We start from the raw sequence: 15,403 nt of genomic DNA, 5'->3' as shown, positions 1-15,403 counted from the left end.
ATGGAACAACTTACTAAACTTATTGATAATGCAAAGAAGATTCTTATTTTTACCGGAGCAGGAATTTCAACGCAAAGCGGTATTCCTGATTTTCGCGGTCCGCAAGGAATATGGAAAAATAGAGATCCTATATATTACCAAGAATTTATGAGTTTTGAACAGTCGCGTATTGATTATTGGCAATTTAAACTAGAAGGATGGCAAGAATTCCAAAATGCGCGTCCTAACAGAATTCATTATTCTATCGCCAAACTAGAAACTTTAGGGAAGGTGTGTTGTGTTGTCACTCAAAATATTGATGGTTTACATCGGCTTGCTGGCACATCAGAAGAAAAGCTTATCGAACTTCATGGAACTAATAGTTTCGTAGAGTGCCAAACTTGTAACGAAACCAGTGATCCTCAAGCACATTTCGATTTTTTTCACAAAACAAATAAACCACCATGTTGTCACTGTGGTGGCTATTTGAAACACGCAACAGTTAGCTTTGGACAAAATTTACGTGAAAAAGATCTTCAGTTGGCGATAGATAAAGCAAATGAAGCCGATTTAGTTATTGCTCTTGGCTCAACTTTGGCAGTATATCCTGCCGCAGAAATTCCGAGAATAACAGCACGAAAAGGCAATCCATACGTAATTATAAATCGCGGAGACACCGACCACGACCTATTCGAATTTTTAACGCTGAAGATAAATGATGATATCGCGAGTATTTTCTCTACTATTGTTGAAGAGCTTTAGACTATGATTTTCTTTGTAGAGTTCATCAATTTCAACAGTGGACGATCAAGATGTCTACGTTTGTGGTTTTCCAGTAGCGTAAACAACGGTTATTGGACCGCTTTTGGTAGATGTAATATCCCAAGTATATGACTCAGAATTTGGAATTTGTCGAATAATTTCTTCGATTTCTTGTGGCTTGTATGTTCTAAATACAGAGATAACTCCATCCCATAGTATAAAAATAGGAACTAACGGAATTAGATACGTGTATATATTTTTCTTATAAGGATGAATGAATTTCGTTTTGAAATGGTTGCAATTTAAGGCATTGAATCATTACATTTTTTGTGTTATTTGGTTTTATGTCGCGATACACAACGTTGTTTTTGTGATAGTGTAAATATTTCCATGATTAGTGTAAGAACTTATAAACGAGGTTTTAATTTGAAACCTCGTCTGGAATACAACTTTTAGAGGTAACTAAAAGTCTTCTACCGGTGAACGATTTGCATTTTCAGGGCTGTGCATTTTGGCTTGTTCAATGCCAATTAGGGATGCTCTTAACTCAAGAGTTTGTTGATTAATTTGGTCGACTGTCGAAAAGTTTGTTGGTTTAAACAGGGGAACGTTGCTAAGAGCTTTTTGTATTCTTTGTAGTGAAGCTTCGTTTTCCGATTTTGGTTGCTTGTGAGCAATATTTGCGGCGAGTTCTAGTTTATCAAACTGGTGACAGAGTAGTAACAGATCATTTCCTGCTTTTAGAGCCATATCGATGGCTTTAGAGTAATCGTAGTTTTCAATAATCGCCCCCATATCTAAGTCATCGCTGATCACTAAACCCGAAAATCCAATGTCTTCGCGAATATAGTTGTTAATTTTTTTTGATAAGGACGTTGGGTCACCAGAATTGTCCAAATGGGGATAAAGAGCATGGCCAACCATAATTGAATCGTACTGATCTTTGAGTTGAATGTATGGTTGCCAATGATTTTCGTACAATTCTTTATGGGTAAGTTTTAACTCGGGTAATTGGTGGTGAGGGTCAATTTTTGCTTGAGAATAGCTTGGAAAGTGCTTGGCACAAGAGAGAATTTGACTTTCTTGTAGTCCTGTTATAAAGGCTCGTGCATTTTGAATGACTATTTGCGAATCTTCTCCCCAAGTACGATTTTTTAAAGAATTGTGTAAGTCTCCGTCGTAAGAAAGGTCAACAACGGGGCAAAGATCTAAATTTATATTCCATTGGCGTAGTAATTGTCCAGTTAGTCTACCGTGTTGGGTAATGTGATTGCTATTACCGTGAGTTCGTAATTCCAATGCAGATGGTGGTTCTACACCTATTTGTCTGAGTCTAGCTACACGCCCTCCTTCTTGGTCAATGGCAATAATAGGATTTTCAAGGATGTCGTAGATTTCTGATATAAGATCGGCTAGTTGTTGTTGAGATTCAATATTGCGGCCGAATATAATGACACCTCCAGGTTGGATATCCTTTAAGACAGCTTTCTCTTCATTAGTCAATTTTGTAGCTGAAAGGCCTGTGATTAAACGCTGATTAGGGTTCATAATTACTCCGTTTTTTCTGAAGATAAGTCTACATATTTTTTTGAATTGCGAAAGAAAAGCCAATGCATGGCACTGCCTTTTAGAATAGTGGATATTGATATCGCCCAAAAAATACCAGTGATGCCTGTTTCAAAATAATAAATATTGAGATACGAAACAGGTAAACGTATTATTGTAAGAGGCGCTACAATGTATAAAAAAGGTAAGGTTTTTCCCCAACCGCTTAATGCTCCTCCGCATGCTAATTCCCACCCCATAAAAATATGCGCAAAGCCTACGATTTTTAGGTACAAACTACCAAATGATATTACCTGGGGATCGTTGGTAAAAATCCGCAGAAAAAATTCACTAAAAAATACCAAACATGCAGAATTAATTAGAATGATGATATTTAAATAGCGTAAGCTAATACGTACGCTTTCCCCTGCTAAAAAGAATTTTTTAGCTCCAAAATATTGGCCAACGATAATGGCAAGTGCAAATGAAAAAGCAACAGAGATGTGATATGCAAATCCTTCAAGGCGATGTGAAATCATCCATGCCGCAAGAGCCTCTTCGCCAAACTGTTGAATTAGATTTGCAAGTCCAACATATGTGAGACAAAACACAGAACTACTAATAGAACGCGGTACACCAATAGATAATATGCGCTTTGCTGTCTTGTGACAATAAGTGAGTTTTGAAATGTATTCCAGACGAAAACAATAAAATCCCGTTAGGAAAAGTCCCACGAGCGCTGCAATGATAGAAGCTAGTTGCGCGCCTAAAACTCCAAAACCATCAAATCCCCAACCATGAATAAGTATTGGATCTAAAATAGTATTGACGCATATTGCAAATATTACTATGATCAGTGTTATATGTGTTTGGCCTCGTGCATTAATAATCTCTTCGAATACAACCCACAAATAAAAAATAGGGGATGCTAAAATAAATGGTAAAAAATATTGTAGTGCGTGGTGCAGAGAGATTTCTTGGAGACCAATAATGCTCAACATATATTCGCTTAGTAACCAGTAGCAAATGGCAAAAAGAATCGACATCACAATAGAAATAGTAATCCCAACATTAGCCGTTATGCACGCTTTTTCAGAATCATTTTCGCCTATTCTTTGGGAAACCAGGGTATTTGTCCCTACTTGTGTAGTCATGACTAGCGAGTAATAGAGCCAAATATAAAGAGAAGTACCTCCCACAGCAGCAAGAACTTCTGTTCCTAGTTTACCAAGCCAGAACGCATCGATGATTTCAAAAAGGAAATGCCCTAGCAATTTGAGGGAAATAGGCATGCAAAGTAACCACAAGGCTTTGCTAATGGAAATACTGGTTAGATTCTCGTCTCTACTTTTAAGAAAATTTAACCATAATTTTTTTTTAGGTTTTGTCATGAGGGACTTAAAATGATAAGTAAAGGGCAAAAAAAAGTTCGTAAAATCAATGTACTGTTATTTATGGTAATGCTTATTATGCTCGGACTGGGGCAATATACCACTCATCGCGCGATAAATCCATCTTTTTTTATTTATTACTATTCAGTGGTGGTTTTTATTGCACTTATCTCTTTTGTACTAACTTTATATGATATAATGGTGTTACGTAAAAAATTGCTACTTATGGCAGAAGAACATTTGAACTCGAAGTAAGGAGAATCGACATGTCTGAAGAAGATATTATCATCGGAATTGATTTGGGAACTACTAATAGTGTTGTTGCGATATTTCGCGATGGCAAAGCGCAAGTATTGAAAAATGATTTAGATGAATATTTAACTCCTTCTGTTGTTGTGCACGACAAAAAAACAGAGTCCTTAGTTACAGGTCGTATTGCGAAAGATATTTATGCTTTAAATCCTAATAATGGTGCCGCAACGTTTAAGCGAAGTATGGGAAACGACCAAATGTACACCATTGGTGATAAAAAATACGGTTCGGTTGAGCTGTCTGCATATATATTAAAATCTTTAAAAATGCAGGCAGAAACCGCTTTGGGTTGTGATGTAAATCGTGCGGTAATTACAGTGCCGGCCTATTTCGATGAAGCACAACGTTTTGCGACCATCAAAGCAGGAGAAATCGCAGGATTTAAAGTGGAACGTATTATTAACGAACCAACAGCAGCAGCAATTGCATATGGTTTGAATAAACGTGAATCAGAAAGCACGTTTTTGGTGTTTGATCTTGGCGGCGGAACATTTGATGTTTGTATAATGGAACTATTCGAAGGAATGTTAGAGGTTAAGAGTACCGCCGGAATCAGCATGCTTGGAGGAGAAGATTTTACTCAACGCCTTATGGGGTTTACTTTACAAAAAGTAAGTGTTAATTTCGAATATGCTGAAATTAAAACACCTGAGAGTGTAATGCTATTGCGCAAACGCTGCGAAATTGCTAAACGCGAACTAAGTGACAAAGACGTTGTAAAAATTACAATTCCCAAAATGGGAAAGATGAAAGAAGAACAAACGATAGAAGTAACTAAAGAGGATAGTAAAGAGATATTTAAGCCACTTCTCGATAGATTGTATAGTCCTTGTCGTACAGCTATTCGCGGTGCAGATATAGAACCGCAAGAATTAGATGAAGTTATACTTGTTGGTGGAGCAACTCGGATGCCAATGATACGCGAATTTGTTGAAAAAATATTTACGAGAGCTCCGTTAACAAATATTGATCCTGACTTAGCAGTAGCAGAAGGAGCAGCAATCCAGGCAGCTTTATCAGCTGACGATGAAGCAGTACAAGATTGGGTCGTAACAGACGTGGCTTCGCATAGCATGGGGGTTGAGGTATCCAAAAAAATTGGTGGGCAACGCATTGCAGGTTATTTTTCGCCAATTATCCATCGCAATACTACTATCCCTACTTCGCGAACGCAGTCTTACTGCACAATTTCAAATAACCAAACGAGAATGGGATTTGATATATACGAAGGAGAGTCACGTTACACTAAAGATAATCGTTTAATTGGTTCTCTAGATATAGAAGGTATTCCCAGAGGTCCAGAAGGACAAGAATCAATTTTGGTGACATTTACTTACGATACAAATGGTTTACTTGAAGTTGAAGTTCTTATAGAAACCACAAAAAAGAAATTTAACAAAATTTTTACCCATAATGCCAAAAGTATTTCTGAAGAAGAAATCAAAAAAGCGAAGAAACGTTTAGCAGAACTCAAAAGAAATCCTTCAGAGAAGCCCATATATCGCGATTTACTCGCGAGAGCGGAACTTCTTTACCAGGAACTTATTTCAGACCAAAAGAAACAACTTGAATATATGTTAGATTCTTTCGAGTCAGCCTTAAAATCGCGAACGCCTGCTGAGATTAAAAAAGCTTATAAAGATTTAAAAGATTTATGTGATTTATTAGATGGCGGGCTTCGTTGGTAGATTTCTTCAATTTACGGAGATTACAGTGGTAGAGAAATCGCCTTTTTTTGCTATGGATGATGAAGCAAAAATCAAAAATAAATACGCGAGTTTAGCTGATAAGTATTTAAAAGTTCACGATTATAAAAGCTTAAAACTGTTGCGTAAGGATTTTTTACAAAAGAAATTGCTTTTTTTAGCGAAGGAAAAAGATGGATAAGCTTCCCAATAGTAATGATCCATATATGATTTTAAATATAAAATATTCTGATAGTAAGAAAAAAGTCAAGCGCGCATATGTTAAGCTTATAAAGCAATATAAACCGGAAAAATATCCTGAAGAGTTTAAAAAGATTAGAGCAGCGTACGAGCAGGTTTTGAAGAATAGAAAATATTATTCTGGTGATATTGATAAGGATGAGCCTGTTGAAGAAAAAATTGAACCAGAAAATCCTGTTTCTAATGACAAAAAAGAAATAAATGAAGATCCAAAAACAACAGGGAATGTTAATGAAGTTATAACAAATGAAGATCCAAAAGCAACAGAGAATGATGAAGTCATAACGGATGAAAATCCAAATAAGTATAATGCCGTGATTTTAAGTAACCCTTGGGAGCCCTTCGGAGAAGAACAGCTAAAAAACGAAGAACAAATTATATCAGAATACAAAAATTGTCTATACGATGATAATGAAGAGTTTCATGTTGAAGATCAAGAAGAAATTGAAAGCGAAAAAAAAGAAGAATCGTATACCGAACATGAGCATGAAGAATATATTTTCAATTGGCACGAGTATGCCGAAAATATAAATAATAACGAAGAGCCTGATGTTGAAGATCAACAAGACGTCAAAAACAAAACAAACCAAGATGAGCATGAAGAATATGTTTTTAATTGGAAAGAGTATACTGAAAACCTAAATAATAACAAGGAGCGCGAAGAAATTGTTTTTGGTTGGCAAGAATATAACAATGATCAAAACAATGAAGACCAAGAATCTCATAGCGAAGAAGAACACGAAGAAATTGTTTTTGACTGGCAAGAACATAACAATGATCAAAACAATGAAGACCAAGAATCTCATAGCGAAGAAGAACATGAAGAAATTGTTTTTGACTGGCAAGAATATAACAATGATCAAAACAATGAAGACCAAGAATCTCATGGCGAAGAAGAACACGAAGAAATTGTTTTTAAGTGGGAAGAATATAACAATGATCAAAACAATGAATACTTCAATTATGATAAACAAAGTGATCGTAATCAAAGTACCAAAATTTGGCAAGAGTATCCCAAAAATATAAATAGTCAAAAAGAGTCAGGTTTTTTTTCTTTAGGCACAAATTTTCCTACTTTTCAAGATGTTTATAATATATGGCTAGATGAAAAAGATTCTACTATTCTGCGCCTAATTGAATTATTTCCTTATAATGAAAATACGTACATTTTTGCGTTTTTAATTTCAGAAATTGCCGGAGATAAACTTGAACATAGTAGTAAGTGGTTAAAATTGGCAATTAATAAAGGCATTAATATTAGTTATTGGATAGAAGAGGTTTTTTATGAATATGAATTTGTCGAAATCGTAGATGGGCTTTTTTCATGGGAAAAATTATGCTTGATAAAATCAAAATCGCAAGCAAGAAGTGACCTTCAACGTTATGTTCATTTACTTCTTTATTACGAAAAATACTCTACGGTTGCGCTCTTGATTGAAAATGATACTTTTCTTGAAGATTCATGGAGTCTTCCTTCGTTAGATTTGGTCGAGATTGCTTTAGAAATTAGTTGTGCTTTAGCGTGGTATCTTCCAAAAACAGGTAAAACAATATTTCAAAAATACTCTGGCCCTTTAGAAAAAAATATCGAATTAGCGGCAAGAGATATGTATTCATTATACCCTGCATGGCTTAAGACAGAACAATATAATCCACGTTTGATTGTTTATTTAAAACGATTCTTATCTCTCTCTAGTTCATCAATTGAAAACATCGATCTTGTGATTTTGGAACTATATATTTCGATTATAAAAAATAAAAAAGGGTACTTTCAACTCTTATTGTTCATGAAACAGCAAAATCCTCTATTACTACAATTTATACTAAGTCAAATAGAACAGCATTCTCAACAAAAAGTAACAGCTAATGTTCCTAAAAGTATAGAAAAAAAAACTGTGGCATATTTATTTGCAAAAAACAGTATATATAACAAAATAAGCGAAGTTCTCACTGTGTTTTTAGGCTTTTTCATAATTGCAGGAGGAGTATCTTTAATTTTCTACACTATAACTCTTTTCATTCAACCATTTCATTGGAGTTACTTATTTTCGATTTTTGCAATGCCAGCGGCAATATTCGCAATTGTTCGAATTATAGATGCAGTAGAAAAGCATGGATACCAAAAATGGTTACGCCCAAATCTCGTTAATTTAGTAACAAGTACTTTTTATGATTTTTCGTTTATCAATGACAATGAAAAGATAAACATTAAATTTGATAGTAAAGAAGATAGTTCGTTAATTGTTTTACAACAACTTTCTTTACTCGGTTCTCGCTTTTTAAATAAGAATTTAGATATTAATACCATATTTGATGCACTTATTTATGAGAACGCACGCCCAAAAGGTCTGAAAATGTATTTTTTTGGTATCTTTTCGCAAATGGAAACAAAAAAAGTTTTTGAAGATGAATTAAAAATAAACAAAAAAATTACGGAAGAGCAAAAGAAAAATTTATTGTCTATGCATGACGAATTACAAAAATCTCCGAGAAGATTTACGCGGGAAATGGCGGTTATTGCCAAGCGACACGTTTCGTTGCATACTCACTATAAAATGTATCTAAGAAATCTAACTAAAAAAATACAAAAGCCAGAAAAGCGTTTTCCCCATCAAAATTTTAATCGACCAGCATTCACTATTGCTATCATGATTGGGATAATATGCGAATTTTTAGTGATTAAAACAACAGCAGGTAGCATACTTCCAAAAACTATTGCTTTTGTGTTGCCAGTTGCTTTTATCTCATTTTTCGCAGCACGACAATTAATATATAACTTTAAGATTCGTCCAGCGGCAATAAAATTTATTATGCAAACAAAAATAACTCCCGAACAATTAAAAAAGTGCGTTATTCAAAAAGACTTAGTGGATCATATACAAGATGACAAAGTACTACAAGCGGTATGCTGGACATCACGTATAGAATTACTGTATAAAAAATCGCAGGAGTAAATAAGGTTTCTTCTTTTGGTGTCTGTAATATTTCGAGTAGCCTAAAATTCTAGTTTGTAGATAATTCTTTTAAAAGCCGCGATTTAATTCCTAATTGCCAAATTCGACTTGCTTAGCTTTGTTTTTCAATTGTCTCATCGCAAAGACATTGTATTTCTTCTAAGTTACATTGTTTACATAAAACTCGGTTTAATGCACATAAATAGCATTTAAAGGCATTGAGTGTTTCACTTGGAATTTTGCAATTGCTGGCAATTAAGCACCGATCAAAAGGAATTTTTACATAAGTACTAAAAATTTTCTTCGTGGTTCTATCAGGAAACTGATCGCGAAGAAAAGATAGTTTGTCTTTAACCCACCACGAATTAATATTATCATTTACATCTATAACCTCAACAATGTTATCTATTTCAGAAATAATATTACAAATATCTTCTCGATTATAATCGTTGTTTTCTAGATAAGACTGCATTTTTTTTACTAGTAATGTTCGATTTTCATGACTATCTGTTACAACAGAATCGCAATTTTGTTGTGGGAATTGGCAAGTTTTTTTTGACGAACAACTCAAAAAAATACAAACACTTATTAAGAAATAAAATCTCAACGATTGTCTCCTAGCATTCTAAAAAATGAAAAACTTTATTGATTATTAGATAATTTTTGGCAACGGCTCTATTCAAATTTAATTTCGCATTTGGGTAGCGATAATTTAAGAGATGCTTGTTTGTTTTTGCAAAGTTTGTGTCTTGATAATCCCAAAAAAACAAGATTTTGTAACAATTTGATAGAGTCAGGTAAAAAAGTAATTTCATTATCATCCAAGCACAAATGATGAAGTCTTTTCAATTTACCTAATCTACACAAAACGCTAGAGATTTGATTCTTTTGTAGAAAAAGCTTTGATATAAAAGTCGCAGAATAAACCCAATGAGGAATAGAGCGCAACTTTTTATCCGATAAATCAATCGTGAACTCTCCCCAAAACCCACAGTTAGAAAACTTACATGCGTTAACTAAATTTATATAAACTCCATTACTGCGAAAACTGCAATTATGAAAAGTACATTGTTCAAAAGAATGAGTTGTATTTTTCTCTAAATAAAACACGCAACCATTGTAACTTACGTTCGAATTTATAGTAGTTAGAGATTTTTTATAACACTCTTTGTAAAGGTCAGTTTTTCTGCTTTTAATTTTATCTTCTATCTGTGGAAAAATATGAACACAACACATTTTTAAACTAGCAAATACTCCTTCACCATTAAGTGCTATTGCCTCTGAACTTGGAAATCCTAGATAATTAATGTGCTGATCTAAAACATTACTTTCGCAGATATTAGTAGCGTCTTGTTTATTCCACTGAATTGTTAATACATCAAGAATATCTATATTGCATTCATATAAATACTTTTCTAAATTGTGAAGTGCTATAAGATTTTCATTGAGTTTTTCTCTACTGCTATCAGCAACAAAAATAATTGCATCTGTCTTTTGCAATACATTTTTGGCAGCATTGTTTACTTTACCACAAATAGCAAGAAGTCGGAGTCTCACTCTCATTCCATCTATTCTTGGCGCTAACGGAGTATGTTCGAAATATCTTATTTCGCAGCCTCCTTCATTTGTGGATATCAATTTACTTAGAGACGCTCCTGTTTTAGGTGTGCGACCATGAATGTTCTGTAAATTAGTTTTTTTCCCTGCTAATTGAAGACCACAATAGGTAATTGTTATTGTTATTTCGTTTTGCAAGCGGTCAATTGTAGTCATTTTCTCTCTCAATTGGGAATGTGGATGCTCTAAACTACCTATAACAACGGAGTTATTGCGCTCTTCAATTGAAGTGGCACTTTGATTTTGTAAATATTACTAGAGCTTGTCATCATTCAAAATATTTTTCCAAGTCCGTTTCCGAGCTCGAGCCCGATCCCGATTTCAAGGCTTTTGATTAAATAAAAAAGTATTTGTTACAACTCACAAAAAGCTCTATTTTTCTACCGCCTTTAGAATGTTTCGGAAGCGGGCTCGGGCTAAGAAACGGGCTCGATACTACTCGCAGTGTCATAATATAAGATAATATTTCAACGACATCTGTTATTCCTGTGAATGATAACACACGTCTAACAACAGAGTGTCATCATTAGGCCACTTTAATTGGGCACCGCAATAAAAATACAATAATCTTTTGTATGAAACGCTTGGCTTTATTATATCATGGAGTTGTAAAGTTGTGAACTATTGAAAAGGAAAATCAAGAAAACAAAAAACACTTAATAAAAATATAAATGAAAACCTGAGCGTCGACGCCCTAGTTTTTTTTTGCATATTTCTAGTGGAAAATCTATGATGTAGAAAATTTAACTCTATTAGGAATCTATTATGTGGAATAAAATTATTTTAACAATATTTGTCGTTTCTGTTGTCTATGCGCAAGAAATGTCAGAGAGTGAGAAGATCAATCAGTTTTTTGAAGAGAAGTTTGTCGAGCAAGTAGATCGTAGTCCAATGATGCAGGGATATCTCGGTATAAAAAAAGATCAAGATAAGTGGGGTGATCTCTCAGATGCATTTGCTAAAGAAACGCTTGAAATCACCAAAAAAAATCTAAAAGAATTAAAAGAAACGATTAATTATAGTGCTTTAAACTCAGATACAAAAGTTAGTTATGATCTTTTTGTGGGAAGCTGTGAACAAGAAATCGCCGATTTTAAATATCGTTTTCACAATTACCCAGTAAACCAAATGTTTGGCCTGCAGTCACGGCTTCCTTCGTTTCTGATTAACTTTCATTCTATTGGTAACAAGATTGATGCAGAGGCTTATATCAGTCGCTTGCGTAAAGTAAAAGCATTGTTTGCTCAACTTGTTACCAATTTAAAAACGCGCGAGAAAATGGGAATAATTCCACCTAAATTTGTATTTGCTTATGTAATTGACGATTCGAAAAATATTATTAATAGTAGTACCATTCTCGATGACTTTAGCTCAAAAGTTCAAGTAATTGATGGTCTAGATAAAGAAGTTCTCATTGCTCAAGCTAAAAAAGCTATTAGTGAATCAGTTAAACCTGGTTACCAATTGTTAGTAGATTACATGCGCGAACTTGAGAAAAAAGCGGATACGCGCGCTGGTGTATGGAAATTTCCTAATGGCAGTGATTTTTACTATCATGCGCTAAAGAAAACAACCACTACGAACTTAACTGCCGAACAAATTTTTGAAATAGGCAAAAATGAAGTTGCACGGATTCATGGTGAGATGGAGCAAATCATGAAAAAAGTGAAGTTCAAAGGTACTTTGAAAGAGTTCTTTGAATTTATGCGTAGTGATAAACAGTTTTTTTATGCCAATACTGATGAAGGGCGCGAAAGATATTTGAAGGAAGCACGAGAGATGATCAACACAATGAAAGGTAAACTTGACGAGCTTTTTATCTCTAAACCCAAGGCTGACCTCATTGTAAAACGCGTAGAGAGTTTTCGGGAAAAATCCGCAGGAAAAGCATTTTATAATCGACCAGCGGCTAACGGTTCTCGTCCAGGAATTTATTATGTAAACTTGTATAATATGGATGATATGCCCGTTTATCAGATGGAAGCCCTGGCCTATCACGAAGGTGTTCCTGGCCACCACATGCAGTTAGCAATTGCTCAAGAAATGAATACTCTACCAAAATTTCGTAAGTTTGGTGGTTATACGGCCTATATAGAAGGTTGGGGGCTATATTCAGAGTTCATTCCCAAAGAAATGGGGTTTTATGAGGATCCATATTCTGATTTTGGGCGTCTGGCAATGGAGATCTGGCGTGCATGTCGTTTAGTGGTAGATACTGGTATTCATTATAAAAAATGGACTAGGGAACAAGGCATTAAGTTCTACATGGAGAACACTCCTAATCCCAAAGGGGATGCGGTAAAAATGGTCGAAAGGCACATTGTTATGGCAGGACAAGCCACAGCTTATAAAATTGGCATGATCAAAATTATTGAGTTGCGCGAAAAAGCCAAGAAAACTCTAGGAAACAAATTTGATATTCGCGAATTTCACGAAGTAGTGATTGCCAACGGCGCAATTCCACTATTTGTTTTAGAAAAATATATTGATGAATGGGTTGCTTCTAAGAAATAATGCTTACGTCGCGTTTGATCGTAGTTTTTGTATTTCAGTACGCGTAATGACTACAATAAAAGATAAAAAAAAGCCTATATAAATATATAAAGAATGTTTATATTTATATTAGATATTCAGATAAACGAACATGGTTCATGCTCTCAATAAGTATAAAATTTAGTGCATAACAATGTTCGTTTCGAAAGTTTTTTCATTTAGAACTAGTACTACAGTTGTAATTAAAATAACAAATAGGTAGCTACAAAAATTAGACACTCTGTAGGCCCCATCCTATCGATAGCTCTTCTCAAATAGCAAAAAATACTGTTATTTGTAAACAGCTAGAAACACTGAAAAATAAGGAACTGTACTTAGTTACAACTGTAGTACTAGGGCCTGTCATCATTCAAGCTAATGAAGCCAAATAATGCAAGAAACTAAGTATACAGTCGCTAAAAAATTCTGAGCAGTTTTGTCGTACCGCGTAGCAATATATTATGAAAAGCTTTTTACTTGAGCGCGAGCAAGTGTCTCTGGGTTGATTTTACTTAGAGTCCTTTGCCATAATTTAAGATACTCCAATTCTTCATCACTCTTCTGTTGAATATCTTCAAAATTTAAGTTTGAAGAATTTTGGTATTCTTGAGGCACCAAATTTGAGATTTTCTTTATGATTTCTAGTGTGTTTTTAGAAATGTTTGCCCCTTGTACAGGAAGCTCGACTTGTTCGAATTCTGTCAAAAACTTACGCTCGTTATCGAACATTCCTGCTAGTAGTTTAGAATTTTCCAAACACAAAATAAGTTTCTCTAGTTCTTCACTAAACTCATCATGAAAATCCCTTAAAATATAATTCAAGTCTTGGATAAGAATAGAAAGTTCCTTTGGCATATAATTACTTAAGAGTAGAAGATCAGAAATCTTTTTTTGTTGAAATCTAATTGAGGTGAGTTGGTGACGAATTGTATTGTAGAGAGGAAAATTATTTTGCTCCAGATAAGGCAATAATATCTTATTGCGATAAATTACTTCCATTTCTTGTTCTTTTAGTTTTTCTTTGTTAAGTTCTTTCTTGACTGCCTGAAAGAATAAATGCTCATATTGGCAAAGTTTGTTGCTCATCTCTGCTAAATCTTTTAGAGCACACAAATTTTGTAGCAAAGAACTTGTGTTAGTAAAAGACCGTTCTAATGATCTCCACACCAATACTTGCTTCTTCTTGTTTTTAAACGCTGTGATTAAATGTACGAAAAAAGCGGTAAAAACAGCAAAGCACATTCCTGAAATGATTTCGATAATGATTTCCTCAAACATCGAGATCTCCTATTAGAAAAGTGTTATAAGTGACCCGTCAAAAGTAATTACCCATTGGCATTTTGCTCTTTTATTTCCTAGCTTTGTTGCTCCTTAGTTACGCAGCTATAGCTGCGCGCCTTCGTCTCGCCGCGCTAAAAAATAAAATCCCTGCATTCAATGGGTAACTACTTTTGTCAGGCCACTTAGATGAGTTTAGTGCAGAAGAATGACTGTTTCTATACGTAAATTATTCCTTCTACATACTACTAAATACGTACTTACGTTGAATTTGTTGGAGTTTTGTTTCTAATTTTGATGGATGGTAAGAGGTATTTTGGTATTGCATAGATGCTTTTGTTAGACCAATTAAATCTGATAATTCATCCTGTAGCCAAAATCGGAAAATCCTTGCTCTGTGAAAAAATTTCGCGCGCGCTCATTAAAATTCCAAACATCCAACTCAATTTTTGCGATATTTTGCGAACGGGCAAACGCGCGCATATTCTCCATAAGTAAAGTTCCAATTCCTTTTTTTCTATACGCATTATTAACGACTATTTGCATCAAATATATATATTTTCTCTCGTAAGTAAAAAGGGATTTAGGAACTTTACGCATTTCAAACAATATATGGCCACAAATTTCATTTTCTGATATCGCAACTTTGGCATGGATGTTATTCTTAGAAAGTTGTTTAGTTAGGTGCTCCAATATCGCGGAAAATTCAACGGGTGCATAAATATTAGGAAAAGCTTCGATGTGAAGATTTTGTGTTTCTATCATATCTAAAGCAATTGCATTAATATCTAATTCTTTGGCTTTGCGTATTTGTATGTCCATTATATGTCGCTCAAGGGTGTAGAATCATATGCATGTTGAATTAGAGTACGAGAAGGTGTAATATTTTCTTTCCTTGATGTAGTACCTTGTTTTGGAATTTTTTTCTTTGTGCGGTTGTCTGTATGAAACATTAATTCCTCCTGACACAAGCGAATTTTAGGTCGACTGTTTAATCGGATTTTTATATTATAAATTAACAAATATAAAATTATAAATCCATTGCTAATCACCTTTGCTTAAAAAGTGACAGAAGTGTCCGCAAACA

At 34.4% G+C, this 15,403-nt stretch carries 13 protein-coding genes; 6 read left to right on the top strand and 7 right to left on the bottom strand.

Annotated elements, in window-relative coordinates:
• Positions 1-741, top strand: coding sequence for an NAD-dependent deacetylase (locus UABHE_RS23910; RefSeq protein WP_372365823.1), 741 nt, complete (start codon positions 1-3; stop codon positions 739-741).
• A gap of 462 nt (positions 742-1,203) precedes the next feature.
• Here the strand turns inward: UABHE_RS23910 and UABHE_RS23905 are convergent, their stop codons facing one another.
• A complete protein-coding gene (locus UABHE_RS23905; RefSeq protein WP_372365821.1) occupies positions 1,204-2,289 on the bottom strand; it encodes a glycoside hydrolase family 3 N-terminal domain-containing protein in 1,086 nt (361 codons plus the stop codon).
• A 2-nt stretch (positions 2,290-2,291) separates the two neighbouring features.
• Entirely contained in the window at positions 2,292-3,677 is a 1,386-nt protein-coding gene (locus UABHE_RS23900) for an MATE family efflux transporter (RefSeq protein WP_372365820.1), read from the bottom strand.
• Between the two features lie 12 nt (positions 3,678-3,689).
• Here UABHE_RS23900 and UABHE_RS23895 point away from each other — a divergent pair, with 12 nt between their 5' ends.
• From UABHE_RS23895 to UABHE_RS23880, 4 genes are read left to right on the top strand one after another with little or no spacing between them, the layout of a single operon-like run.
• The gene (locus tag UABHE_RS23895; protein ID WP_372365819.1) at positions 3,690-3,932 is read left to right on the top strand and encodes a hypothetical protein; all 243 of its coding nucleotides are present in this window, start codon (positions 3,690-3,692) and stop codon (positions 3,930-3,932) included.
• An 11-nt stretch (positions 3,933-3,943) separates the two neighbouring features.
• The gene (locus tag UABHE_RS23890) at positions 3,944-5,677 is read left to right on the top strand and encodes an Hsp70 family protein (RefSeq protein ID WP_372365817.1); all 1,734 of its coding nucleotides are present in this window, start codon (positions 3,944-3,946) and stop codon (positions 5,675-5,677) included.
• A 25-nt stretch (positions 5,678-5,702) separates the two neighbouring features.
• Positions 5,703-5,876, top strand: coding sequence for a hypothetical protein (locus tag UABHE_RS23885; RefSeq protein WP_372365816.1), 174 nt, complete (start codon positions 5,703-5,705; stop codon positions 5,874-5,876).
• Entirely contained in the window at positions 5,869-8,889 is a 3,021-nt protein-coding gene (locus tag UABHE_RS23880) for a hypothetical protein (protein ID WP_372365814.1), read from the top strand. Before UABHE_RS23885 ends, UABHE_RS23880 begins: the two co-directional genes overlap by 8 nt.
• A gap of 112 nt (positions 8,890-9,001) precedes the next feature.
• On the opposite strand, the gene UABHE_RS23875 is transcribed toward UABHE_RS23880, so the two are convergent.
• Together UABHE_RS23875 and UABHE_RS23870 are read right to left on the bottom strand one after the other, a co-directional pair.
• Positions 9,002-9,496 (bottom strand): hypothetical protein, encoded by a 495-nt coding sequence (locus UABHE_RS23875; protein ID WP_372365813.1) that lies wholly within the window; start codon positions 9,494-9,496, stop codon positions 9,002-9,004.
• 68 nt (positions 9,497-9,564) lie between these two features.
• Entirely contained in the window at positions 9,565-10,662 is a 1,098-nt protein-coding gene (locus UABHE_RS23870; RefSeq protein ID WP_372365812.1) for a hypothetical protein, read from the bottom strand.
• A 609-nt stretch (positions 10,663-11,271) separates the two neighbouring features.
• Here UABHE_RS23870 and UABHE_RS23865 point away from each other — a divergent pair.
• Entirely contained in the window at positions 11,272-13,020 is a 1,749-nt protein-coding gene (locus UABHE_RS23865) for a DUF885 family protein (protein WP_372365811.1), read from the top strand.
• A gap of 477 nt (positions 13,021-13,497) precedes the next feature.
• Here UABHE_RS23865 and UABHE_RS23860 read toward each other — a convergent pair whose 3' ends face one another.
• The 3 genes from UABHE_RS23860 to UABHE_RS23850 all read right to left on the bottom strand — a co-directional run bounded on the left by UABHE_RS23860 (position 13,498) and on the right by UABHE_RS23850 (position 15,269).
• Positions 13,498-14,316 carry a hypothetical protein gene (locus UABHE_RS23860; protein WP_372365810.1) on the bottom strand — a complete coding sequence of 273 codons (819 nt, stop codon included), beginning with the start codon at positions 14,314-14,316 and terminating at the stop codon, positions 13,498-13,500.
• Positions 14,317-14,664: 348 nt separating this feature from the next.
• Entirely contained in the window at positions 14,665-15,138 is a 474-nt protein-coding gene (locus UABHE_RS23855) for a GNAT family N-acetyltransferase (protein WP_372365809.1), read from the bottom strand.
• A complete protein-coding gene (locus UABHE_RS23850) occupies positions 15,138-15,269 on the bottom strand; it encodes a hypothetical protein (protein ID WP_372365807.1) in 132 nt (43 codons plus the stop codon). Before UABHE_RS23850 ends, UABHE_RS23855 begins: the two co-directional genes overlap by 1 nt.
• Positions 15,270-15,403: the final 134 nt, after the last annotated feature.

Origin of the sequence: Candidatus Uabimicrobium helgolandensis (genome assembly GCF_041508025.1) — a bacterium.
Lineage (GTDB): Bacteria > Planctomycetota > Uabimicrobiia > Uabimicrobiales > Uabimicrobiaceae > Uabimicrobium > Uabimicrobium helgolandensis.
This window is presented reverse-complemented; position numbering and strand designations above follow the sequence as displayed.

Coding starts and splice junctions, on each gene's coding strand:
- UABHE_RS23860 (WP_372365810.1), bottom strand. CDS start 14,316: ATGTTTGAGGAAATCATTATCGAAATCATTTCAGGAATGTGCTTTGCT.
- UABHE_RS23910 (WP_372365823.1), top strand. CDS start 1: ATGGAACAACTTACTAAACTTATTGATAATGCAAAGAAGATTCTTATT.
- UABHE_RS23865 (WP_372365811.1), top strand. CDS start 11,272: ATGTGGAATAAAATTATTTTAACAATATTTGTCGTTTCTGTTGTCTAT.
- UABHE_RS23895 (WP_372365819.1), top strand. CDS start 3,690: ATGATAAGTAAAGGGCAAAAAAAAGTTCGTAAAATCAATGTACTGTTA.
- UABHE_RS23880 (WP_372365814.1), top strand. CDS start 5,869: ATGGATAAGCTTCCCAATAGTAATGATCCATATATGATTTTAAATATA.
- UABHE_RS23870 (WP_372365812.1), bottom strand. CDS start 10,662: ATGACTACAATTGACCGCTTGCAAAACGAAATAACAATAACAATTACC.
- UABHE_RS23850 (WP_372365807.1), bottom strand. CDS start 15,269: ATGTTTCATACAGACAACCGCACAAAGAAAAAAATTCCAAAACAAGGT.
- UABHE_RS23890 (WP_372365817.1), top strand. CDS start 3,944: ATGTCTGAAGAAGATATTATCATCGGAATTGATTTGGGAACTACTAAT.
- UABHE_RS23905 (WP_372365821.1), bottom strand. CDS start 2,289: ATGAACCCTAATCAGCGTTTAATCACAGGCCTTTCAGCTACAAAATTG.
- UABHE_RS23900 (WP_372365820.1), bottom strand. CDS start 3,677: ATGACAAAACCTAAAAAAAAATTATGGTTAAATTTTCTTAAAAGTAGA.
- UABHE_RS23855 (WP_372365809.1), bottom strand. CDS start 15,138: ATGGACATACAAATACGCAAAGCCAAAGAATTAGATATTAATGCAATT.